Raw genomic sequence first — 21,574 nt, forward strand, 5'->3', positions numbered from 1 at the left:
CTGGAGTGTGGAGCGAGCGAGGGGTCGCCCGTACGGATCTTGAGGAGCTAGGGGACGAGCACGACCTTGCCGAGGGCCTCGCGGCTGTCGATGACCTCGAGTGCGCGAGACGCATCCTCGAACGGGAAGCGGCCGCCGATCGGGGGGATCAGCGCACCGGACTCCAGGTGCGCCACGAGCTCCTGCCACTGCGCCGCGATGTAGCCGGGGCGCTTCATGACGTACGCTCCCCAGCCCACGCCGCGGACGTCGAGGTTGTTGAGCAGCAGACGGTTCACCTTCACCTCGGGGATCGTGCCGGCGGTGAACCCGATGACGAGGAGGCGGCCGTCGTCCTTGAGGCTGCGCAGCGAGTCGGTGAAGCGGTCGCCGCCGACCGGGTCCACCACGATGTTGACGCCGTGGCCACCGGTGAGCTCCTTGACGGCGTCCTTGAACCCGTCGACGAGCACGTACGCGTCCGCGCCGGCGGCCACGGCGACCTCGCCCTTGGCGTCGGTGGAGACGACGGCGATGACCTGGCCCGCGCCGAACGCCTTCGCGACCTGGATCGACGCGGTCCCGATGCCGCCGGCCGCGCCCTGGACGAGCACGGACTCGCCGTTGCGCAGATGACCACGCTTGAGCAGCGCGAAGTGCGCGGTGAGGTAGTTGAAGGGCAGGCCCGCCCCCTGCTCGTACGAGACGTTGTCGGGCAGGTGGAAGGTCACGTCGCTGTCGGCGACGGCGCGTTCGGCGAACCCACCGAGGATCGTGAGTGCGGTGACGCGGTCGCCGGTGGAGAAGCCCGACCCGGACGGCGCCGACACGACTTCGCCCGCGACCTCGGATCCGGGGACGAACGGGAGGTCCGGCTTGTACTGGTACTGCCCGCGGCTCTGGAGCACCTCGGGGAACGACACCCCCGACGCCTTGACGTCGATGACGACCTGGTCGGGTCCGGGCTCGGGGGCGTCGATCTCGACGACCTCGACGGCGGACGGTCCTTCGAGTGAGGTGATCTGCACGGCACGCATCCTCGGAGCCTACCTAAGCGTGCGCTTAGTTGTCATCGAGTCCACGGCCTGAGTCAGCGCCCGTGCAGCGTCACGACGGCCTTGTGCTTCGGGACGTGGGTGATGTTGCGCAGCATCGAGACCTCTTCGCCGTCGACGGAGACGCGGTAGCGCGTGAGGACCTCCTTGAGCGCCACCGTCCCCTCCATCAGCGAGAACCCGGCGCCGATGCAGCGTCGTACGCCGCCGCCGAACGGCAGCCACGTGTTCGGCGCGATCGTCTCGTCGAGGAAGCGGCGAGGACGGTAGCGCTGCGGGTCGCCGAAGCTGTCGCTCGACGCGTGGGCGAGTGCAATCGACGGCGTGACAACGGCGCCGGTCGGCAACGACCAGCGGCCGATCTTCTGCGGCGAGGTGACGCGGCGTGCGACCTGGTCGATGATCGGGTGGAGCCGCATCGCTTCCTTGAGGCACGCCTCGAGGAAGTCGCCGTCACCCTGGTCCGCCGCGCGCAGCGCCTCGGCCTGGACGTCGGGGTTGGCGCCGAGCTCGTGCAGCGTCCACGAGAGTGCGGACGCTGTCGTCTCGTGGCCCGCGAGGAGCAGTGTGACGAGCTGGTCGCGCAGTTCGGCGTCGGTCAGCGGCTCGTCCTCGCTGGTCGCCCCGACCTGCAGCAGCCGCGACAGCACGTCCGTACGGTCGGCGAGGTCGCTGACGCCGCGCCGGTCGCGGATCTCGTCGTACAGGAGCCGGTCGACGGCGGCCTGGTTGCCGAAGTATGCCTTCCAGGGGCCGAAGCGGTGCAGCTTCGGGTAGGCCCAGCCGAGCAGCAGCAGCGGCGACACCTCCACCATCCGCATCACCCGTGGTCGCAGCGTGGAGAGGCGTTCCTCGTCGGTCACCCCGAAGACGACCTGGAGGATGATCTCGAGCGTGAGCGCGTTCATCCGCGTGTGCGTGACGAGGTGCTGGCCGTCGTGCCAGCGGTCGACCTCGCTCTTGGCGATGACCTCGACGAGTCCGCGGTAGCCGCGCAGCGACGCGCCGTTGAACGCGGGCATCAGCAGCTTCCGGGCGCGCAGGTGCTCGCTCTCGTCGGTGAGCAGCACCGAGTGGTCTCCCATGACGGGGCGGAGAATCTCGTTGCCCTCGCCGGCGTGGAAGTCCTCAGACCTGCCGGCGAACACCTGCTTGATCTCGTCGGGCCTGCTGATCCCGACGATCGTGCGCGGGCCGGGGAGGATCCGCAGGGTGAACGAGTCGCCGTACGTGCGCGAGAGATGGTCGAGGAGCGGGTTGCGGAACGCGATGAACGCCACCGTCTGGGCGACGGAAGGCCAGCGCGGTCCGGGTGGGAGGGTCATGCCGACGCGTTCTCCAGGTCCGCCTTCTCCGTGCGTCGGGCGCGGGTGAACACGTAGTCCTGGTCGCGCACCATGCGGGTGTCCCACCAGTACTGGAACGTGAACTTCGGCCAGATCGTCCGGTTTTTGCCAGCTGCGTCGAGGTACCACGACGTGCAGCCGCCCTGCGTCCAGATGCCCTTCTCGACCCGCGCCTGGATGTCGGCGTTGTACGCGTCCTGGGCGAGCTTGGTCGGCTCCATCGTCGTGGCGCGCTGGCGGTCCATCTCGTCGAGCGAGCGGACGATGTACTTCGCCTGCTGCTCGATCATGAAGACCACCGAGTTGTGACCGAGCGCGGTGTTGGGGCCGAGCATGAAAAAGAGGTTGGGGAACTGGTGGATGGTGATGCCGAGGTACGTCTCGACGCCCTGCGCGGCGAACAGCCGACCCAGGTCGGTGCCGCCGCGGCCGGTGAAGTTGAGGTGATCGAAGGCGTCGACGACGTGGAAGCCCGTCCCGTACACGATGACGTCGGCCTCGTGGAGCACCCCGTCGCGGTCGACGACGCCTTCGGGCACGATCTTGGCGATGCCCGTCGTCTCGAGCGCCACGTCGTCGCGGTTGAACGCCTTGTAGTAGTCGTTCGACTGGAGCACGCGCTTGCAGCCCAGGCGGTAGTCGGGGGTGAGCTTCTCGCGGAGCGCCGGGTCCTCGACCTGCCGGGCGATGTGGGCGTGGACGACCTTCTCGGCGATCTTCAGGAACGCCGGGACATGGCCGTTGAACGTGATGGCGCGCGACTCGAGCACCCAGTAGAGAGCATCGCGGTACACACGGTTGGCGCCGGGGACCTTCTCGAAGATCGCCTGCCTGACCGGGCCGATCGGGCGGTCGTTCTTCGGCAGGACCCACGGGGGGGTGCGCTGAAAGAGCGTCAGGTGTGATGCCTGCTCGGCGATGATCGGCACGAACTGGACCGCACTCGCCCCGGTGCCGATCACGGCGATCCGCTTGCCGGTGAGATCGACCGAGTGGTCCCACTCCGCGGAGTGGAAACGTGCTCCCGCGAAAGTGTCGGCGCCCTCGATCTCCGGGATGTTGGGGATGTGGAGCCCGCCGACTCCCGCGACGAGCACGCGCGCGTCGTACACGTCGCCGTCGGCGGTGTTGATCGTCCAGCGCTCGCGGGCTTCGTCCCAGTGGGCGCCGACGACCTCCTTGCCGAAGTGGATGCGCTTGCGGATGCCGCGCTCGTCGGCGACCTTGCGCATGTAGTCCCAGATCTCGGCCTGGCCGGAGAACGACTTGGACCAGTGCGGGTTGAGCTCGTACGAGAACGAGTACATGTGGCTCGGGACGTCGCACTCGCAGCCGGGATAGGTGTTGTCCCGCCAGGTGCCGCCCACGTCGTCGGCCTTCTCGAGGATGACGAAGTCGTCGCGCCCCGCCTCTTCGAGCTTCATGGCCATGCCCATACCGGAGAAGCCGGTGCCGATGATCACGATATCTTGGGTCATCACGGCTCAGATACTAATGGTATCTGAGCTGGATGCAACACTCTTGATGTCATATTCTTTTTTCGCGAGAGGGGTTCGATGTCCACTCGGGCAGAACGTCAGGCGATGACGCGCACGGCGCTGGTGGCGACGGCGCGCACCCTCTTCCTCGACGACGGCTACGGTGCGACGAGCCTGGATCGGGTGGCGCTCGAGGCCGGCTTCTCCAAGGGGGCGGTCTACTCCAACTTCAAGAGCAAGGAGGAGCTCGGGCTCGCCGTCCTGGACGAGATCCACCGCGAGATGGTGGCCGAGGTCGTGGAGGCCGTGGGGGTCGCTACCACGTACGACGACGCGATCAACGGCCTCGAGGGCTGGCTGAAGGTACGGCTCGGGCAGCCGCGTTGGACCGCGTTGGAGGTCGAGTTCGCCGCGGTGGTGCGGACGAGCCCGTTCGTGGCGACCGAGCTCGCCGCCCGGCACGTCCAGATCCGCGAGGCGATCGCGGCACTGCTGCTCGAGATCGGGCGCCGTACGGGGATGCGGCTCGTGCTGCCCGCCGACCAGGTCGCGCTGGCGCTCCTGAGCCTCGGGATCGGCATGGGGGCGCAGCGTTCGCTCGACCCGACCATCGACGTGCACGCGTTCACCGCCACGATCCGCTCGTTGCTCCTCCCGCCGGAGGCCGGCTGAGCGAGCGCCGTGGCGCCGGCGGAGCTCTGGCGCGTGTGTGGTCACCGCGCCCGACTCGCGTGACCAGCGAGCAGCCGACGCGCGCGGCGGTGGGTCGAGCGCGCGAGGCAGGATGGAGGCATGACCTCGACACCGCGCTGGTTCAGCGAGACCTCCGACGGCCACTCGCAGTGGTACATCGAGCGCTTCCGCACGATGGAGCGCGAGGGTGCGGACCTCGGCGGTGAGGCGCGGCTCGTGAACGCGCTCGTCCCGCCAGGTTCCCGGATCCTCGACGGCGGGTGCGGCCCGGGCCGCGTGGGGTCGCGCCTGTACGCGGCAGGCCACGACGTGGTCGGCGTCGACGTCGACCCGGCGCTCATCGAGGCCGCCGCGCACGATCATCCGGGTCCGACGTGGCAGGTCGCCGATCTCGCCACGCTCGACCTCCCCGGTGACCCGTTCGACCTCGCCGTCGTCGCCGGCAACGTCATGGTGTTCCTCGCGCCCGGTTCGGAGCGCGCCGTGCTCGAGCGGCTGCGGGCGCACATACGCCCCGGCGGCCGGATCGTGCTCGGCTTCCGGACCGACCGGCCGTACGGGGTCGAAGCGCTCGACGCGGACGCGGAAGCCGTCGGGCTGGAGGTCGAGCAGCGGTTCGCGACGTGGGACCTCGTGCCGTACGACGACACGGCGGACTTCGCGGTCACGCTGCTGCGCGTGCCGCAGTGAGCTTTCGTACGGGGGGCGTGTCGTCGCTCGGCCCGTACTTCGCGGTCGACGCACTCCCGGCCGACCCAGCGGCCGCGGGGTGGCAACCGCTCACGGACCTGCTCACGCCGGGCTCGCTGGAGGAGCGGGTCGTCTCCACGCGGGAGGCCCTCGGCGGGACCGACGTCGAGGAGCGGGTCGCCGCATCGACGGTGGCGCTCGGATTGTTCTCACGGCTGCTCTCGCCCGCGGTTGGCGCCGCCGCGCTCGGCGTGCCGGCACCGCCAGTGACGCTCGACGCGACGTGGTGGCGTCCGTTCGAGACCGGCCCGTGGCCGTTGGCGGTTGAGCCGCACGCGCGTGCCGTCGACCCGGGTGAGATGCTCACGCCGCTCGTCGAGCGGTTCGCCACGGGCTTCGCGTTGTCGCGCACGGTCCTGTGGGGCAACGCGACGTCGGCACTCTTCGGAGCGGTGGCCGCGCTCCGCTCCATGCATCCACAGCTCGCGCCGTCAGCCGCCACGTACGCGTCGGCGGTTCTCGCCCGCGCCCCGTTCGCCGGCACCGGTGACGTCGTACGAGGCAGGTTCGTACGCAGGTCGTGCTGCCTCTACTACCGCGTCCCGGGCGGCGGCTACTGCGGCGACTGCGTCCTCACCCAACCCCAGTGAGCCCCGTGTGCGGTCGATCGGTGTCACCGGGGAGCACCGATCGAAGCACAAGCGCCGCGACCCCTGGCCCGCCTAACATCTCGACCCGATGAGTCCTCGAACCGCGACGTCCGTCGCCATCTTCGGTGTGGTCGCGGCTGGGCTGGCCGCACGAGCCGTCCTTCCCGCACCGATTGCGGGACCAGCCGGTGACGCGCTCTACGCGACCCTGGTCGTCTTGCTCGTGGTGGCGGTCCGGCCAACTACGCCGCCGCCCGTGGCTGCGCTCGTCGGGTTCGCGGTGTGCGTCGCCGTCGAGCTCTTCCAGCTCACCGGCATCCCGGTCGCGGTGGCGGAGCACGTGCCAGCCGCACGGCTCGTGCTGGGGACAACGTTCTGGGCGCCTGACCTGCTTCGGTACGCCGTAGGGGCGGCCGTCGGCGGCGTGCTCTGCAGCGTTGTCGGGCAGCTCAGAACGCGCTGATCGCCTCCGGCATCCGCTCGCTCCGCGTCAGCGCGCTGGTGAGCGCCGCCTGCCCGTGGCGCTCGGCGGCGAGCTGGACGAGGAGATAGACGACCGGCAGATAGGCGTCGTCGGGGAACTCAGGCGTCGGCAGGTCGATGCTGCGGGCGAGGTCGTCGGTGTGGACGACGATCTCGAGCATCCGCGTCAGCAGGAAGTCGGAGCGCGTCAGGCTCCAGCCCTGCCACGGGATCGCGACCACGTCAGCGACCTCGCCGTCCTCGAGGAGCCGCTCGACGTTCGCGAGCGCCGCAGCGCATCGGACCTCAAGCGCTTCGAAGCCAAGGGCCGCCTCCTGCTCGTCGCGCGTGCGGTCGTGCGCGGGGTCGTCGAGGCTCGTCGCGGTCACCCACGCGGCACGACGGTAGTGCTCGGCCGTGTCCGGCAGCGGTGACGTGGCGCCGTCGACCCCAAGGAGGTCACCGGCAGCGACGGTCTGCCGCCCGAGGTGGCACGCGAGCATCCCCACCGTCATCCTCGGCAACGCGCTCGGTTCGCCCCACTTCGCTGCGACCTCGGGCCGCGTGAGGAGAGCAGCGGCGATGTGGGCGGCGGTCACGAACGCGGCATCTCGTGGATCCATGACACGCGATCCTAGGCGTGCGGGGCGGAGCTCAGACGTCCTTCACGTACCGGCGGCACAGCACTGCGAACCGCCCGCCGGCCACCTCCGCCTCGTACGCGAAGCCTTCGGCGTCGATCCACCCGCACCGCTCGTAGAAGCGGCGCGCCCGCGCGTTGCCCGGGGCCACCGCGAGCCACGCCTGTGGGTTTCCCGCCGCCGCGACCCGACGCTCGGCCTCCGCGAGCAGGGCCGATGCCACGTCGCTGCCACGGAACGCGCGGTCGACATACACCTGCTCGACCTCGTCGCCGGCGACCATGACGAACCCGGCCACGTCGTCCCCGACCACCGCGACGGTCGTGTCAGGCACGCGCGCGAGCGACCGTTCCTCGAACGACGCCCGTGTCCGCGCGGCGACCAGCGCCTCCGGGACCTGGCCGAGGTGCCCGTCTCCCCAGCCTTCGTGCCAGATCGCCGCGACCGCAGCCGCGTCCTCCGTGCGGGCGGGACGCAGCTGCGGGGTCATCCCGTCAGGCTAGGTGGTGCTGTGCGCCCAGCACTCATCAGTGCGCCCGCGCGTTGACCTCGTACGAGGTGTTGGTCGACTCGAAGAGTTCACCAGCTGCAAGGAGTCGTTCGCGGTCGCCATCCACTTCGCTTGATTCGCGGCGCGGTAGTGCGGCTCGAATTGAGCCCGAGGATCCCGCCGGGCAGCAGGTCGCGGTTGTACGCCTCCTCCATCTCCACCGCATCGAGGATCATCTGCCGGATCTCGTCGGCGAACTCAGGCGTCGCCACATCGGGGTTCTCGTCGAGCACGGTGAGGATGAGGTTGATCCCGAACTTCAGGCGCAGGCTCTCGTCACGCACGATCCAGTGCCCTCCAGGATCACGTTTTACGCGATGAGGTTGCGGACGAAGTCCTGCTTGCCTGCGGTGGTCGTGAGGGCGAGGGTCTGCTCGGTCATCCGCGTGATGTCACGGACCTCGAACGCCTCCTTCGCCGCCATCGACGGCACCTCGACGTGAGAGGCATACGCGAACGACATGCAGTGGTTCGCCTCCTCCCACATCTGCTTCGCGAGATAGAGGTGACACTCCGCGGCGTTGACGTACGGGTAGACGCCAAACGCGAGCGCCTTGTTGACCGTACGGAGAAGTCGGCACCTTCGAACCAGGTCGCCCCACGATTTGACGCCTCATCCACCGGTTCGACGCCGAACAACGTGGATAACCGCGCAAATCGTGGGGCGGGCGGGGGAGTGGGTACCTTCGGTCCATGAGTGACTCCACCCCCCGTACGACCACGCCCATGGACCAGCTCGCCGACGCATGGCTCATCGAGATGCTCGATCTCAACCCCGAGCTGCACGTCGAGCTCGGCCGGCCGGGTCGCGAGGGGGAGTACACCGACTTCTCCCCCGAGGGCGCCGAGGCCCACGCCGAGGCCGCGCGCCGGGCGCTCGCCCGCGTCCGTACGACCGAGGTGCGCGACGAGACCGACGCGATCACGCGCGACGAGCTCATCCGTACGCTCGAGCTCGAGGTGGAGCAGCACGACGCCGGCAACTGGCGGCGCGACCTCAACGTCATCGCGTCGCCCGCGCAGAGCGTCCGCGAGATCTTCGACCTGATGCCGACCGAGTCCGAGGCCGACTGGGAGCACGTCGCGAAGCGGCTCGGCAACGTTCCGACAGCCGTCGGCGGATACGTCGCGTCGTTGCGCGCCGGCATCTCCGCAGGCGACATCCCGGCCGTACGACAGGTCCGTGAGGTCGCGGAGCAGGCGCGCACCTACGCGGCGCCGGACGGGTTCTTCGGCGCCCTCGTCGCGAACCCCGCCGCGCCTGGGGGGCTGCGTGCAGACCTCGAGCGCGGGGCGCGTGCGGCCGCCGAGGCGTACGGAGAGCTCGCGACGTTCCTGTCCGACGAGCTCGCCCCGGTGGCGCCGACCGACGACGCGGCGGGGCGGGAGCGCTACGCGCTGGCGTCGCGCGGCTTCGTCGGCGTGCAGATCGACCTCGACGAGACCTACGCCTGGGGCGTCGAGGAGCTCGCGCGCATGGTCGCCGAGCAGGAGGTGGTCGCCGACCAGGTCTTCCCGGGCGCCACCGTCGCCGAGGCCGTCGCGTACCTCGAGGCGGACGAGGCCCGTCGCCTGCACGGCACCGACGCGTTGCGCGAGTGGATGCAGGCGGCGAGCGACCGCGCCGTCCTCGAGCTGGGGGCGACGCACTTCGACGTCCCCGACCCGCTGCGCACGCTGGAGTGCCTGATCGCGCCGACGCAGGAAGGCGGCATCTACTACACGGGGCCGACCGAGGACTTCTCGCGGCCGGGCCGGATGTGGTGGTCTGTGCCCGAGGGAGTCACGGAGTTCGACACGTGGCGTGAACTGACCACCGTCTACCACGAGGGCGTGCCGGGGCACCACCTCCAGGTCGGGCTCGCCACCTACAACAGTGCCGAGCTCAACGCCTGGCGCCGGCTCAACTGGAACTCCGGGCACGGTGAGGGCTGGGCCCTGTACGCCGAGCGGCTGATGGCTGATCTCGGCTACCTCGACGACCCTGCGGACCGCCTCGGCATGCTCGACGGGCAGCGGATGCGCGCCGCGCGCGTCGTCGTCGACCTCGGGGTGCACCTCGGGCTGCCCAAGCCCGACGGCTCCGGGCCCTGGACCGGCGACGACGCGCTGCCGTTCATGCTCGAGCACGTCAACATGAGCGAGGCGTTCGTCCGGTTCGAGGTCAACCGCTACCTCGGCTGGCCCGGTCAGGCGCCCTCGTACAAGGTCGGGCAGCGGCTGTGGGAGCAGCTGCGCGACGACTGGGTCGCGGCCAACGGCGCAGACGGCGCGGATCTCAAGGACTTCCACCGTCGCGCGCTCGCCGTCGGCAGCATCGGGCTCGGCACGCTGCGTCGGTCGCTGCTGGGGGAGTAGCAGCCGTGATCACGGTGCTCCCCGCGGCCGCCGACGACCGCACCCGCGTCCTCGACCTGCTGCGCGCTGGGCTCGCTCGCGACGCGGGCGACGATGGCGACGGCCTGGAGCACCTGCTGTGGGGTGATCCGGACGACCACGGCCTGGCCATCCTCGCCGAGCGCGACGGTGAGCTCGTCGGCGCCGCCTTCGGGAGCGTGGCCGAGCGCGACGGGGCGCTGCGCGCGTACGTGAAGGTTGTCGCCGTGGCCGACGGCCACCGGCGTTCCGGCATTGGCCGGCTGCTCCTGAGCGCGCTCGAGGACGCGGCGCGTGCGCGCGGTGCGACTGACCTCCAGGCCGGCGGCAGCGCACCGGCGTACTGGTGGCCGGGGGTCGACACCGCCGACCACGAGGCGACCGCGTTCTTCCTCGCCTGCGGGTACGAACCGCCCGGCGACTCCGTGGCGACCAACCTTGACGTCGACCTCGTGGCGCACCGCGACCTGATCACCGAACCGCCCCCGCCAAAGGTGCCGATGCGCCGCCTGACGCCTGAGGAGTGGCCGGCGTTCGAGGCGTGGATGATGCAGACGTGGGGCGAGACGTGGGCCGCGGAGGCCGGGGGAGCGCTGCGGCGCCGGCCGGTCAGCTGCTTCGTGACAGTCGAGGACGGCGTCTACCTCGGCTTCGCTGCGTACGACACCAACCGGGCGGGTTGGTTCGGGCCGATGGGCTCGTCCCCGACGGCCCGCGGACGAGGCGTCGGCTCGGCGCTCCTGCGGGCCTGCCTGTCGGACTACCTCGCCGCCGGGCGCACGACCTGCGAGATCGCCTGGGTCGGTCCGGTCGACTTCTATGCCCGGACCGTCGGCGCCGAGCTCGGCCGTACGTTCGTCGCGTTGCGCAAGCCGCTGACCGGCATCCCCGCGTCAGCGTAGGTCGGCGAGGCTGCGCACGACCCGCGCGAAGACCGCTTCGTCGACGGTCGCGCCGCTCTCGCGCAAGGCGAGGACGGCGGCGCCCGCGGTGCCCTCCTCGACGAGGTGCGCCGAGCCCGTACGCCCGCGGGCGCGCCACGCCTTCTCGACGGCCCGCGCCGCCGTCTCCTGACGGAGCAGGACGCTGCCCCCGAGGACGAGAGGACCGTCGACGTCCTGATCGATGGCGGCGACGATCGTCCGCGACAGGGCGGTGGTGGTCTCGTCCACGATCGCGCGGGCGACCGGGTCCGCCGGGTCGGCGAAGGCCAGCGGGGCGAACTGGGCGAGGCGGACCGGACGCATCGCATAGACGACGTCGACGAGCTCCTCCAGTACCGGCAGCCGTGGTCCGGTCGCCGTGGTCGCCGTGCCGGCCGCCGCGGAGAGCCCGAGCCTCTCGAGCAGCGCCGGTGTCATCGGCGTGGCCGGTCCGCGGCCGTCAAGGTCGGCGACCACGGCGCGGGTGACCGCGTGCCCGATCGAGAACCCCGACCCGGCATCGCCGAGCAGCCAGCCCATGCCGTCGACGACGTGCTCGACAACCCCGTCGCGGACCCGGATCGCGGCGGCGCCCGTCCCGGCGACCATCGCGTAGCCGTCGAGCGCAGGAGTCCCCGCGCAGTACATCGCCAGCAGGTCGGAGCGCAGGGCGAGCGGCGCGTGGATCCCGCACGCGGCGAGCGCGTCCACGAGCACCCGGTTGCGGGGGTCGTCGGCCGCCAGGTGCGTCGCCGCCCCGGCCATCGCGATCGTCGTCGAGGCGATCGTCGAGGGGTCGGCGCCCGCTCCCGCGATCGCGCCCTGGACCGCCGTGCTCAACGACTCCGCCGCCTCGCCAGGACCCGACGAGACCGGGTTGCCGCCCCCGGCCCTCCCGTACCCGAGCGTGCGGCCGCTGGTGTCCACCACGACCGCGCGCGTGGACGTGCCACCGGCGTCGACGGCGAGGAGCACCGGCATCGTTACTGATCCGATACCGCGTGTGATCTTGACCACGTCAGCCCCATGGGAATAGTTTTCAACGAATTCCAGATCTTTTGAGATGGATTTTCACGGAGCGTGATCATGGACCACCCGATCGACGGCGTGACGCTGACTCTCGGCGCGCTCGGAGTCGCCGATCGGATCCAGGCTCGACGTCCGCAGATGTCGAGCGCGATGGCCAAGATCGCCGCCTTGCTGGTCGAGCATCCCACCGCCCCTCTCGAGATGTCCATCACCGAGCTGGCGGCGCAGGCAGGCACCTCGGCCGCGACCGTCACCCGGTTCTGCAGGCTGATCGGCTACTCCGGATACGTCCCGCTGCGGGTGGGCGTCGCTGCCGACGTCGGACGCGGGGACGTCCACGCCTCGTGGCACGCCGACATCGGCAAGAGCTTCGACCCCGACGACACCTCCAGCGACGTCCTGCACGCGCTGCTGGGCTCGCACACGCGTGCGGTCCAGGCCACGGCGAGCTCGGTGGACCTCGAGCAGATCGACCGCATCGCGACCGCGATCGCCACGTGCCGCCACCTCGACATCTACGGCATCGGTGGGAGCGGCCTCATGGCCGACGAGCTCCAGTCGCGTCTCTACCGGATCGGCCTCAGCGCCCACGCCTGGACGGAGGTCCACGCCGGCCTCGCGAGCGCAGCGATCCAGGACGAGACCTGCGTGGCGCTCGCGATCTCCAACACCGGGCGCACCAGCGAGACGATCCAGATGCTCGGCCAGGCGAACTCCTCCGGCGCGTTCAGCGTCGCCCTGACCAACCGGCCCGACTCGCCCCTCGCCGCGGTCGCCCACGAGCACGTCGTGGCCGCCGCGCCGGAGGAGTACCTCCAGCCGGACGACCTCTCGGCCAAGCACTCCCAGCTCTTCCTCCTCGACCTGATCTACCTCCTCGTCGCCCAGCAGGACTTCGCGCGGACGACGACGAAGCTCGCGGCCTCCGCGATGGCTGTGCTCCCGCACCGCAAATCCGTACGCACCCGGTCCCGAACGCAGTGACCTGACCACCGATCCAGGAGAGCGCCGCATGTCCGACACCTCGCACCAGTTCCTGAACGAGACGACCAGCCGGCTCGAGCGGCTTGCGGCGGTCGCGGCAGAGGGCGGCCTCGACCCGGCCATCGACCTGATCGCGGGCGCGCTGCAGAACGGGGGGATCGTCCAGGCGTTCGGCACCGGTCACTCGCAGGCGTTCGCGATGGAGATCGCCGGGCGTGCCGGCGGCCTCATCCCGACCAACAACATCGCGCTGCGCGACGTGGCGCTGTTCGGCAGCCAGGACGTGTCGATCCTGTCCGACCCCAAGCTCGAGCGGGACCCGTCGGTGGTCGAGGAGCTGTGGGAGATCACGGCGCCGAGCCCGCAGGACGTCTTCGTGATCGCGTCCAACTCTGGCGTCAACGGGTCGATCGTCGGGATGGCGCTGGAAGCGAAGGCGCACGGCAACCCGGTGATCGCGGTGACCAGCATCGCCCACACGAGCCGGGTCACTCCCAAGCACCCGAGCGGCAAGCGTCTGAGCGAGGTCGCCGATGTCGTCATCGACAACCTCGCACCGTACGGCGACACGACCCTCACCACCGGCGACGACATCGGTGTCGGCGCCGTCTCGTCCTTGACCGCAGCCTTCGTCGCACAGCTGCTGACGATCGGGGTCGCCGAACGCCTGGCGGCCGCAGGCTCGGTCCCGCCGATCTACCTCTCCGCCAACATCCCCGGCGGGGACGACCACAACCACCAGCTCGAGGACATGTACGGCGACCGGATCCGGCGCCACGCCTGACACCACCACCATCACCACAGGAAGGCACTCCAGATGAGTATCGAGAGGAAGACGGTCGACCGGCGCACCCTGCTCCGAGGTGCGCTCGCGGCCGCAGCGGTCATCCCCCTCAGCAGCGCCCTGGCTGCATGCGCGGGGAGCAGCAACAACGACGACGACAACTCCACCAAGGGTGGCGAGAAGAGCACGGACAACCCGTTCGGCATGGCCGCCGACTCCACCACCGACGCCGTGATCTTCGACGGCGGCTACGGCACCGACTACGTCGCGTTCGCCGCGACGATCATGCAGAAGAACCACAAGGGCTCGACGGTCAAGGTCACTCCGACCACTGAGATCTCCCAGGAGCTCCAGCCTCGCTTCGTCGCGGGTGACCCGCCGGACCTGATCGACAACTCCGGCGAGAACTCGATCGGGTTCAGCGCGATCCTCGACCAGGTGGAGGACCTCACCGACGTCCTGGACGCCAACAACCTCGAGGGTACGAAGATCCGCGACACGCTCTTCGGTGGCGTCGAGGCGCCCGGCACCTTCGACGGCAAGCTCGCCGCCCTGAACTACGTGATGACGGTGTACGCGGTCTGGTACTCGTCGAGCCTGTTCGAGGAGAACGGGTGGACGCCCCCGAAGACGTGGGACGAGGCGATCGATCTCGGTGCCAAGGCGAAGTCCGCAGGGAAGTACCTCTTCCTCTGGGGCAAGGAGGCGGCGACGTACTACCAGACCCTCGCCATCGGCTCGGCGATCAAGCAGGGCGGCGACGAGGTCCGGCTCGCGCTGGAGAACCTCGAGGCGAACTGCTGGTCCAACCCCGCCGTCCAGCAGGTCTTCGAGGCCATGGGCAAGATCGTCGACGCCGGCTACGTCAAGCCCGGTGGTGCCGGCACGCAGTTCACGGCGGCTCAGGCGCAGTGGAGCAACAACCAGGACGCGCTGCTCTATCCGTCCGGGTCCTGGATCGAGAACGAGATGAAGGACCAGACCAAGGCCGGGTTCGACATGAAGGGCTTCCCGGAGATGGTCGTCAACTCCGACTCGGCGATGCCGTGGGAGGCGCTGCACAGTGCGGCGGGCGAGCCGTTCATGATCCCGTCGCAGGGCAAGAACGTGCCCGGCGGCAAGGAGCTGCTGCGGACGATGCTCTCCAAGGAGGCAGCGACCAACTTCGCCAAGACGAAGCTGGCGCCGACGATCGTCAAGGACACCGTCCCCGCTGACGGGTTCGGCTCGACCGCGCTCGTGTCGCAGAGCGAGATGCTCACGGCGGCGGGCTCGGACGTCTTCACCTGGAAGTTCGTCGACCTGTACGGCATGAACGTCGACCAGCTGGTGGTCTGGAACAGCTTCCTCGCCGGCAAGTCGAGCGTGAAGGACTTGACGTCGCGCCTGCAGGAGATCACGGACAAGGTGCGCGAGGACGACTCCGTCACGAAGATCCCCGCCACGTGATCGAGTCCCCTCTGGTCCCCACCGCGGACACCGGGAAGCTCCCGCCGCGCAAGAAGAAGCGGCGGCCGCTGACGTTCGACCGAGTGAGCTTCGTGCTCGTCTTCCTCGTGCTGCCGTTGGCGCTCTTCTCGGTGTTCGTGGTGTGGCCCTTCGTGCAGGCCTTCTGGTACTCCCTGACGGACTGGTCAGGGTTCACGCCCGACATGAGCTTCGTCGGGCTGGAGAACTACCAGAAGCTGCTCGATGACAACATCTTCATGACGTCGTTGCGCAACAACATCATCTTGGCGCTCGTCGTCCCGTTCGTGACCGTCGTGCTCGCCTTCGCGCTGGCGACGATGATCACGGTCGGCGGCTCCACGCACGGGGCGACCCGAGGGCTGAAAGGTTCGAGCTTCTACCGTGTCGTGTCGTTCTTCCCGTACACGATCCCGGCGATCGTCATCGGCCTCATCTGGCTGCAGATGTTCGACCCGTCGAACGGCCTGCTCAACGGCGTCCTCACAGGGATCGGGCTGGACGGGTTCGAGTCGTTCCCGTGGCTTGGCGACACCCGGACGGCGATGCCGGCGTCGATGTTCGTCATCATCTGGGGCTTCGTCGGGTTCTACATGGTGCTGTTCGTGGCCGCGATCAAGAGCGTCCCCGGCGAGCTGTACGACGCGGCGCGCATCGACGGCGCGGGCCGCCTCCGTACGGCGTTCTCGGTCACGCTGCCGCTGATCCGCGACAACGTCCAGACCGCATACATCTATCTCGGCATCCTCGCGCTCGACGCGTTCGTCTACATGGTTGCGCTCAACCCGGGCGGCGGTCCCGAGAACTCGACGCTGGTCATGCCGCAGCGTCTGCTCCTCACCGCCTTCGAGAAGGGCCAGTTCGGGCTGGCGAGCGCGATGGGCGTCGTCATGGCGATCGCGACGATGATCTTCGCCGCAATCGTCTTCACCGTGAACCGCCTCGTGGGCGGCCGACCCGAGGGAGAGCGCCGATGACCGCGAGCGCCGACACCAAGACCTCGCAGCGAGCGGCTGCCGCGAGCGAGCCCTCTTCGTCAGGCGAGAAGCGCATAGGCTCCGGCGACCGTGCGGTGACGACGGTCGCGCACGTCATCCTCGGCATCTGGGCGCTGCTCGTCATCATCCCGCTGCTGTGGACGCTGCTGTCGTCGTTCAAGACCAGCAGCGAGATCTTCCAGTCGCCGTTCACGCTGCCCGCGAGCTGGAGCTTCGACAACTACGTCTCGGCATGGACGTCAGAGGGCATCGGCCGCTACTTCGTCAACACCGTCGTGGTGGTCGGGACGGCGTTGGTGATCGTGATGCTGCTGGGCTCGATGTGCGCGTACGTCCTCGCGCGCTTCTCCTTCTGGGGCAACCGGCTGATCTACTACCTGATGCTCGTCGGGCTGACGTTCCCGGTCTTCTTGGCGATCGTCCCGCTCTTCTTCGTGCTCAAGGGCTTCGGGATCCTCAACACGCTGCCGGGCCTGATCGTCACCTATGTGGCGTTCGCGCTTCCGTTCACCGTCTTCTTCCTCTATCCGTTCTTCCGGATCCTGCCGCAGGACGTCTCGGAGGCGGCAGACATCGACGGCGCGGGGGAGTGGCGGAAGTTCTTCCAGGTCATGCTCCCGATGGCGAAGCCGGGCATCGCGTCCGTGGCGATCTTCAACTTCCTCGGGCTGTGGAACCAGTTCCTGCTCCCGGTCGCGCTCAACACCAAGCGCGACAACTACGTGCTGTCGCAGGGGATGGCGGCGTTCGCGTCGCGGGCGGGCTACAACACCGACTACGGCCGGTTGTTCGCGGCGGTCATCATCACGATCGTGCCGGTGCTGATCGTCTACGTGATCTTCCAGCGCCAGCTGCAGGGATCGGTGTCGCAGGGGGCCGGAAAGTAACGGTCGCGCACTTCCGCAGCCAACGACCCCGAGCGTCTCGTACGATCCGGCTGCCAGCCTTCCCCCAGGAGTGCCCGTGAACGCGTCCGCCCTCAGCCGCCTGCCCACCCTGCTGCGGGCCCGAGTCGTCGTCGCGACGGTCGTCGCAGGCCTCCTCGGCATCACAGGGCTCATCGCGCTCGGCGTCGTGGCGAACCACACGGTGGTCCTTCAGGCGAAGGCGGATGCGCTCGTCCGGCATGCGCCTCACCAGGTCGGGACGTACGTCCATGCGGACGACGACGCATCGGCGGGACTGTCGTTCTCGTGGGACAGCGACGAGAGCGTCCGCCTCGAGGATGGCAGGACGGTGGCGTTGTGGCGATCGGATCAACCTGATCGCAGCGTTTCCCTGACGCAAGGTGAGGAGATCGAGGTTATCGAGTTCCCCGGGCGCGACCTCGCCTTCCTGGTCGACGAGGTGCCCGCAGATCATCCCCTCGTCCTCCGGGTGATCGACTGGGCACTCTTGATGCCGGGCGCGCTCCGTGGCATCGCGATCCCGCTCGCCGCCCTGTACGGCATCGTCCGCCTCATCCTCGGCTTCACCCCGCGCGCGCTCCCTTCGCTGCTGCGCCGCCGGGCCGAGGTCACCGGGGTCGTCGACGGTTTCTGGCCCACGGTGGACGAGCGCCGCGGCGACCTGCACGTCGCCGCCGGGTCTGCCGCGTACGTGGCGCGGGTGAAGGTCCGTGGCGATCGGCCCCGTGTGGGCGATCCGATCACGCTGCGCGGGAGCGTCCGGCCTGGCGGCTGGGTGGTCGCCTGGACCGAGCGGGGCGTGGTGGTCCCGAGGGAGCCGCTCCGCGCAGACGTCCCCGTACCCCGCCCCTAGGCTGGCCCCATGGTGGACCCACGGGCCGGCACGCCGGCAGAGCCGAAGGACCTCGTCGATCTCGACGCCCTCGCTGCGGCGTACTACGACCGCGTCCCTGACCCTGACGACCCCGCCCAGCAGGTGGCGTTCGGGACGAGCGGCCACCGCGGGTCGAGCCTCGACGGCGCGTTCAACGAGGCGCACATCCTGGCGACCACGCAGGCGATCGTGGAGTATCGCGCGCAGGCGGGCATCGCCGGTCCGGTGCTCGTCGGCCGCGACACGCATGCCCTCTCGCTCCCGGCCTGGCATACCGCGCTGGAGGTGCTCGTCGGCAACGACGTCGTCACGCTCGTCGACACCGACGACGGGTTCACCCCGACGCCCGCCGTGTCCCACGCGATCCTTCGCCTCAACGGGCTGAGCGGTCACGCAGGGGGAGGCGCAGGACAGGTCGATGGCATCGTCGTCACGCCGTCGCACAACCCGCCCCGCGACGGTGGCTTCAAGTACAACCCGCCCAACGGCGGCCCGGCCGGCTCCGACATCACCGGCTGGATCCAGGACCGTGCCAACGCGCTGCTGCGTGACGGGCTGCGCGGGGTCAAGCGGGCGACGACCGACGAGACGCGTGACCGGGTGCAGGCGTACGACTTCCTCACGCACTACGTCAACGACCTGGGCTCGGTCGTCGACATGGAGGCGATCGGGCGGGCAGGCGTACGGATCGGGGCCGACCCGCTCGGCGGCGCCTCGGTCGCGTACTGGGGCCGGATCGGCGAGCAGTACGGTCTCGACCTCACCGTCGTCAACACCGCGGTCGATCCGCAGTGGGGGTTCATGACCCTCGACCACGACGCCAAGATCCGCATGGACTGCTCCTCCCCGTACGCGATGGCGTCGCTGGTCAAGCAGCGCGACCGCTTCGACATCGCCACGGGCAACGACGCGGACGCCGACCGGCACGGCATCGTCACGCCTGACGCAGGCCTGATGAACCCCAACCACTTCCTCGCCGTCGCCATCGCGTACCTCACCGAGCACCGCGGCTGGGACGCCGCGGCAGGGGTCGGCAAGACGATCGTCTCCTCAAGCATGATCGACCGGGTCGTCGCCGACTCCGGGCGTGCCCTGTACGAGGTGCCGGTCGGCTTCAAGTGGTTCGTCGACCCGCTCATCTCGGGATCGGTCGTCTTCGGCGGCGAGGAGAGTGCGGGCGCCACGTTCCTGCGGCGCGACGGTCAGGTGTGGACGACCGACAAGGACGGCCTCATCCTGGCGCTGCTCGCGTCGGAGATCCAGGCGGTCACCGGACGCAGTCCGAGCCAGCACTACGCCGGCCTGACCGCGCGGCACGGCGATCCCGCGTACGCCCGCGTCGACTCCCCGGCGACCCGCGAGCAGAAGGCCCGCCTCGGTGCGCTCGACCCGGCAGCGGTCACGGCGACCGAGCTCGCCGGCGACCCGATCACCCGCATCCTGTCGCACGCCCCCGGCAACGACGCCCCGATCGGCGGGATCAAGGTCGAGACCGCGGACGCGTGGTTCGCCGCCCGTCCGTCCGGCACGGAGGACGTCTACAAGATCTATGCCGAGTCGTTCCGAGGAGCCGACCATCTGGCGGAGGTCCAGGCTGCAGCAAGAGCCACGGTGGACGCGGCGCTGACGTAAAGTGCTGAGAAAGGCGGGTCAGGTCGTTGACCTGCGACGACGGGGGACATACGTGAGGCTCGCGACGGACCGCAGTGCGCGCAGGGTCGCGCCTCTGTTCGCCGTGGCCGCGCTGGCCCTCGCGGGGACGCCGGCCGTCCACGCGGATGAGACGCCCAGCGCCCACGATGTGCGTGACGCGCGGGCCGGGGTCGCCACCAAGTCGGGCGACGTCACCGACATCCGTGCCCGGATCGCCGCCGCGACGGCCCGTGTCGACGCACTCGCCGTGGAGGCTGCTCAGGCCGCTGAGGCATACAACGGTGCTCAGTACGCCCTCGAAGAGGCCTCAGCCACCGCACGCTCCGCCCAGAAGGCTGCGCAAACCGCCGCCCGCGACGCGGAGGCCCAGCGGCTGGTCGTCGAGCGGCTCACGGTTGCCGGGGTGACGGCGCGTGCCCCGTACCACCGCATCCGCAGCTTCTTCTCCGGCGGAGGGCCGAGCTCGCTGCTCGGTCAGATGAGCTCCTACAACGCGGTCGGTGACGCCAGCCGTGCGGCGCTCGCCACGTACGAGTCCAAGCGCGCCGTCGCCGTGACCCTGAAGCGTGAGGCCGACGCGGCGCTCGCGCGTCGCGAGAAGCTGGCGGCTGCTGCCACGAAGGCCAAGCACGACACCGAGAAGGCGGTCGCGGGTGCGGCGGCGGCGCGAGCCGGACTCCAGCGCGACCGCGACCAGCTCATCCGCGAGCTCGCCAACGCGGACGGCATCTCGGTGAAGCTGGCCAGCAGGCGTCAAAAGGCTCTCGAACAGCTCGCCCAGCAGGCCCAGGAGGCAGCCAACCGCCCGCAGACGGGCGCGCCCAGCCTGCCACCGACAGACAGCCCGGCGCCCTCGCCGACTCCTGCGCCCCCGACGCTGGACCCTGATGCCGACCCGCCGAAGCAGGCGAAGGGTGTCGAGGCGGCGGTTCGCTTCGCGCTGACGCAGGTGGGGGAGCCATACGTGTGGGCAGGGGCCGGGCCGGACGTCTGGGACTGCTCGGGCCTGACGATGCGTGCGTGGCAGGCCGCAGGCAAGGGACTCCCGCACTTCAGCGGCGCGCAGTACGCCGTGTCGGCGCCGATCGCGGTGCCGGAGGCGCGACGGGGCGACCTGCTGTTCTGGAGCCGTGGCGGTCCGGACTCGATCCACCACGTCGCGCTCTACCTCGGCGACGGCTGGATGGTCGAGGCTCCGCGGCCCGGCAAGAACGTCCAGGTGGTGTCGGTCTACTCGTGGACCGCGCCGGATCTTGCCGCCCGCGTGCGCTGACCTCCGTCCCGTCTGGGGTTCGTCAAGACGCACCAGAGGTGCGTCAGGGCCGACCCGCCCCGCCCGCCACGGCCTCGACGCATCCTTGCGGTGGTTGGCGCAGCTGGGCGCCGAGGACGACGAAGGCCGCTGACCCTCGCGGGGTCAGCGGCCTTCGTACGACGTCAGTGCAGGCTCAGTGGTCGGCGCCGTGCTCGGAGACGCGCTTGAACGAGGCTTCGACCTCGTCCTCGGCCTCGCGGCGGCCGACCCACTCGGCGCCCTCGACGGACTTGCCGGGCTCGAGGTCCTTGTAGACCTCGAAGAAGTGCTGGATCTCCAGGCGGTCGAACTCCGGGACGTGACGGATGTCCTGGAGGTGCTCCTGACGCGGGTCGTCGACGGGCACGCACAGGACCTTGTCGTCGCCGCCGGCCTCGTCGGTCATGCGGAACATGCCGATCGCGCGGCAGCGGATCAGGCAGCCGGGGAACGTCGGCTCGGACAGCAGGACCAGCGCGTCGAGCGGGTCGCTGTCCTGGCCGAGGGTGTTCTCGATGAAGCCGTAGTCGGCCGGGTACTGGGTGGAGGTGAAGAGGGTGCGGTCGAGCCGGATCCGGCCGGTCTTGTGGTCGACCTCGTACTTGTTGCGTACGCCCTTGGGGATCTCGACCGTGACGTCGAATTCCAGCACTGTTCCTCCATTGGTTCGTGCGAGTGGTCCGAGCAGCGCACGCAGGGCCTGTCCACCCGGGCACGCAAGACTTGTCTAGTCTCTCGTA

The 21,574-nt window shown here is 69.8% G+C and carries 21 protein-coding genes and 1 pseudogene; 14 read left to right on the top strand and 8 right to left on the bottom strand.

Annotation, left to right across the window (positions count from 1 at the left end; genetic code table 11):
- Positions 1-47: 47 nt before the first annotated feature.
- From ACFSDF_RS04160 to ACFSDF_RS04170, 3 genes are read right to left on the bottom strand one after another with little or no spacing between them, the layout of a single operon-like run.
- Positions 48-1,016 (bottom strand): NADPH:quinone oxidoreductase family protein, encoded by a 969-nt coding sequence (locus ACFSDF_RS04160; RefSeq protein ID WP_167251402.1) that lies wholly within the window; start codon positions 1,014-1,016, stop codon positions 48-50.
- A 53-nt stretch (positions 1,017-1,069) separates the two neighbouring features.
- Positions 1,070-2,359: a cytochrome P450 gene (locus ACFSDF_RS04165; RefSeq protein WP_377156313.1), complete on the bottom strand. Its 1,290-nt coding sequence runs from the start codon at positions 2,357-2,359 to the stop codon at positions 1,070-1,072.
- Entirely contained in the window at positions 2,356-3,858 is a 1,503-nt protein-coding gene (locus ACFSDF_RS04170) for a flavin-containing monooxygenase (protein WP_167251406.1), read from the bottom strand. Before ACFSDF_RS04170 ends, ACFSDF_RS04165 begins: the two co-directional genes overlap by 4 nt.
- A 105-nt stretch (positions 3,859-3,963) precedes the next feature.
- Here ACFSDF_RS04170 and ACFSDF_RS04175 point away from each other — a divergent pair, with 105 nt between their 5' ends.
- From ACFSDF_RS04175 to ACFSDF_RS04190, 4 genes are all read left to right on the top strand, one after another.
- The gene (locus tag ACFSDF_RS04175) at positions 3,964-4,530 is read left to right on the top strand and encodes a TetR/AcrR family transcriptional regulator (protein ID WP_377156315.1); all 567 of its coding nucleotides are present in this window, start codon (positions 3,964-3,966) and stop codon (positions 4,528-4,530) included.
- A 120-nt stretch (positions 4,531-4,650) separates the two neighbouring features.
- Positions 4,651-5,241: a class I SAM-dependent methyltransferase gene (locus tag ACFSDF_RS04180; RefSeq protein ID WP_167006299.1), complete on the top strand. Its 591-nt coding sequence runs from the start codon at positions 4,651-4,653 to the stop codon at positions 5,239-5,241.
- Positions 5,238-5,891 carry a (2Fe-2S)-binding protein gene (locus ACFSDF_RS04185; RefSeq protein WP_377156318.1) on the top strand — a complete coding sequence of 218 codons (654 nt, stop codon included), beginning with the start codon at positions 5,238-5,240 and terminating at the stop codon, positions 5,889-5,891. The genes ACFSDF_RS04180 and ACFSDF_RS04185 overlap by 4 nt, the downstream gene beginning before the upstream one ends.
- 88 nt (positions 5,892-5,979) lie before the next feature.
- Positions 5,980-6,354 carry a ribosomal maturation YjgA family protein gene (locus ACFSDF_RS04190; RefSeq protein WP_167006294.1) on the top strand — a complete coding sequence of 125 codons (375 nt, stop codon included), beginning with the start codon at positions 5,980-5,982 and terminating at the stop codon, positions 6,352-6,354.
- Here the strand turns inward: ACFSDF_RS04190 and ACFSDF_RS04195 are convergent.
- The 3 genes and pseudogenes from ACFSDF_RS04195 to ACFSDF_RS04205 form a co-directional block, all read right to left on the bottom strand.
- A complete protein-coding gene (locus ACFSDF_RS04195; RefSeq protein ID WP_167251412.1) occupies positions 6,341-6,976 on the bottom strand; it encodes a maleylpyruvate isomerase N-terminal domain-containing protein in 636 nt (211 codons plus the stop codon). The two genes, ACFSDF_RS04190 and ACFSDF_RS04195, sit on opposite strands and share 14 nt — an antisense overlap.
- Before the next feature lie 31 nt (positions 6,977-7,007).
- Positions 7,008-7,484, bottom strand: a complete 477-nt coding sequence (locus ACFSDF_RS04200; RefSeq protein WP_167006288.1) for a GNAT family N-acetyltransferase — start codon at positions 7,482-7,484, stop codon at positions 7,008-7,010.
- 37 nt (positions 7,485-7,521) lie between these two features.
- Positions 7,522-8,106 (bottom strand): annotated as a pseudogene (locus tag ACFSDF_RS04205) (ribonucleotide-diphosphate reductase subunit beta); the annotation flags it as partial.
- A 131-nt stretch (positions 8,107-8,237) separates the two neighbouring features.
- On the opposite strand from ACFSDF_RS04205, the gene ACFSDF_RS04210 reads away from it, so the two are divergent.
- Together ACFSDF_RS04210 and ACFSDF_RS04215 are read left to right on the top strand one after the other, a co-directional pair.
- Positions 8,238-9,902: a DUF885 domain-containing protein gene (locus ACFSDF_RS04210; RefSeq protein ID WP_377156322.1), complete on the top strand. Its 1,665-nt coding sequence runs from the start codon at positions 8,238-8,240 to the stop codon at positions 9,900-9,902.
- Between the two features lie 5 nt (positions 9,903-9,907).
- On the top strand, positions 9,908-10,822 hold the full coding sequence (locus ACFSDF_RS04215; protein ID WP_167006282.1) for a GNAT family N-acetyltransferase: 915 nt from the start codon (positions 9,908-9,910) through the stop codon (positions 10,820-10,822).
- Here the strand turns inward: ACFSDF_RS04215 and ACFSDF_RS04220 are convergent.
- On the bottom strand, positions 10,814-11,860 hold the full coding sequence (locus ACFSDF_RS04220) for an N-acetylglucosamine kinase (RefSeq protein ID WP_377156324.1): 1,047 nt from the start codon (positions 11,858-11,860) through the stop codon (positions 10,814-10,816). The two genes, ACFSDF_RS04215 and ACFSDF_RS04220, sit on opposite strands and share 9 nt — an antisense overlap.
- 69 nt (positions 11,861-11,929) lie before the next feature.
- Between ACFSDF_RS04220 and ACFSDF_RS04225 the strand changes: the two genes are divergently transcribed.
- From ACFSDF_RS04225 to ACFSDF_RS04260, 8 genes are all read left to right on the top strand, one after another.
- Entirely contained in the window at positions 11,930-12,856 is a 927-nt protein-coding gene (locus ACFSDF_RS04225) for a MurR/RpiR family transcriptional regulator (RefSeq protein ID WP_167006276.1), read from the top strand.
- Between the two features lie 28 nt (positions 12,857-12,884).
- On the top strand, positions 12,885-13,640 hold the full coding sequence (locus ACFSDF_RS04230) for a sugar isomerase domain-containing protein (RefSeq protein ID WP_167006273.1): 756 nt from the start codon (positions 12,885-12,887) through the stop codon (positions 13,638-13,640).
- A gap of 33 nt (positions 13,641-13,673) precedes the next feature.
- A complete protein-coding gene (gene ngcE, locus ACFSDF_RS04235; RefSeq protein ID WP_167006270.1) occupies positions 13,674-15,089 on the top strand; it encodes an N-acetylglucosamine/diacetylchitobiose ABC transporter substrate-binding protein in 1,416 nt (471 codons plus the stop codon).
- Positions 15,086-16,084 (top strand): carbohydrate ABC transporter permease, encoded by a 999-nt coding sequence (locus ACFSDF_RS04240; RefSeq protein ID WP_208322447.1) that lies wholly within the window; start codon positions 15,086-15,088, stop codon positions 16,082-16,084. Before ngcE ends, ACFSDF_RS04240 begins: the two co-directional genes overlap by 4 nt.
- The gene (locus ACFSDF_RS04245; protein WP_167251420.1) at positions 16,081-16,992 is read left to right on the top strand and encodes a carbohydrate ABC transporter permease; all 912 of its coding nucleotides are present in this window, start codon (positions 16,081-16,083) and stop codon (positions 16,990-16,992) included. Before ACFSDF_RS04240 ends, ACFSDF_RS04245 begins: the two co-directional genes overlap by 4 nt.
- Before the next feature lie 76 nt (positions 16,993-17,068).
- Entirely contained in the window at positions 17,069-17,866 is a 798-nt protein-coding gene (locus ACFSDF_RS04250) for a hypothetical protein (RefSeq protein ID WP_377156328.1), read from the top strand.
- Positions 17,867-17,875: 9 nt separating this feature from the next.
- Positions 17,876-19,519: a phosphoglucomutase (alpha-D-glucose-1,6-bisphosphate-dependent) gene (gene pgm, locus ACFSDF_RS04255; protein WP_377156330.1), complete on the top strand. Its 1,644-nt coding sequence runs from the start codon at positions 17,876-17,878 to the stop codon at positions 19,517-19,519.
- A gap of 52 nt (positions 19,520-19,571) precedes the next feature.
- Positions 19,572-20,813, top strand: coding sequence for a C40 family peptidase (locus ACFSDF_RS04260; protein ID WP_377156332.1), 1,242 nt, complete (start codon positions 19,572-19,574; stop codon positions 20,811-20,813).
- Between the two features lie 175 nt (positions 20,814-20,988).
- On the opposite strand, the gene ACFSDF_RS04265 is transcribed toward ACFSDF_RS04260, so the two are convergent.
- A complete protein-coding gene (locus tag ACFSDF_RS04265) occupies positions 20,989-21,483 on the bottom strand; it encodes an inorganic diphosphatase (protein WP_167007190.1) in 495 nt (164 codons plus the stop codon).
- Positions 21,484-21,574 lie beyond the last annotated feature (91 nt).

The organism is Mumia zhuanghuii (genome assembly GCF_042681565.1).
In the GTDB taxonomy this organism is placed as follows: domain Bacteria; phylum Actinomycetota; class Actinomycetes; order Propionibacteriales; family Nocardioidaceae; genus Mumia.

What these genes read in the sequence shown, in the direction of transcription:
- ACFSDF_RS04160 (WP_167251402.1), bottom strand. Translation starts at nt 1,016, where the DNA reads ATGCGTGCCGTGCAGATCACCTCACTCGAAGGACCGTCCGCCGTCGAG.
- ACFSDF_RS04165 (WP_377156313.1), bottom strand. Translation starts at nt 2,359, where the DNA reads ATGACCCTCCCACCCGGACCGCGCTGGCCTTCCGTCGCCCAGACGGTG.
- ACFSDF_RS04170 (WP_167251406.1), bottom strand. Translation starts at nt 3,858, where the DNA reads ATGACCCAAGATATCGTGATCATCGGCACCGGCTTCTCCGGTATGGGC.
- ACFSDF_RS04175 (WP_377156315.1), top strand. Translation starts at nt 3,964, where the DNA reads ATGACGCGCACGGCGCTGGTGGCGACGGCGCGCACCCTCTTCCTCGAC.
- ACFSDF_RS04180 (WP_167006299.1), top strand. Translation starts at nt 4,651, where the DNA reads ATGACCTCGACACCGCGCTGGTTCAGCGAGACCTCCGACGGCCACTCG.
- ACFSDF_RS04190 (WP_167006294.1), top strand. Translation starts at nt 5,980, where the DNA reads ATGAGTCCTCGAACCGCGACGTCCGTCGCCATCTTCGGTGTGGTCGCG.
- ACFSDF_RS04195 (WP_167251412.1), bottom strand. Translation starts at nt 6,976, where the DNA reads ATGGATCCACGAGATGCCGCGTTCGTGACCGCCGCCCACATCGCCGCT.
- ACFSDF_RS04200 (WP_167006288.1), bottom strand. Translation starts at nt 7,484, where the DNA reads ATGACCCCGCAGCTGCGTCCCGCCCGCACGGAGGACGCGGCTGCGGTC.
- ACFSDF_RS04210 (WP_377156322.1), top strand. Translation starts at nt 8,238, where the DNA reads ATGAGTGACTCCACCCCCCGTACGACCACGCCCATGGACCAGCTCGCC.
- ACFSDF_RS04225 (WP_167006276.1), top strand. Translation starts at nt 11,930, where the DNA reads ATGGACCACCCGATCGACGGCGTGACGCTGACTCTCGGCGCGCTCGGA.
- ACFSDF_RS04230 (WP_167006273.1), top strand. Translation starts at nt 12,885, where the DNA reads ATGTCCGACACCTCGCACCAGTTCCTGAACGAGACGACCAGCCGGCTC.
- ngcE (WP_167006270.1), top strand. Translation starts at nt 13,674, where the DNA reads ATGAGTATCGAGAGGAAGACGGTCGACCGGCGCACCCTGCTCCGAGGT.
- ACFSDF_RS04245 (WP_167251420.1), top strand. Translation starts at nt 16,081, where the DNA reads ATGACCGCGAGCGCCGACACCAAGACCTCGCAGCGAGCGGCTGCCGCG.
- pgm (WP_377156330.1), top strand. Translation starts at nt 17,876, where the DNA reads ATGGTGGACCCACGGGCCGGCACGCCGGCAGAGCCGAAGGACCTCGTC.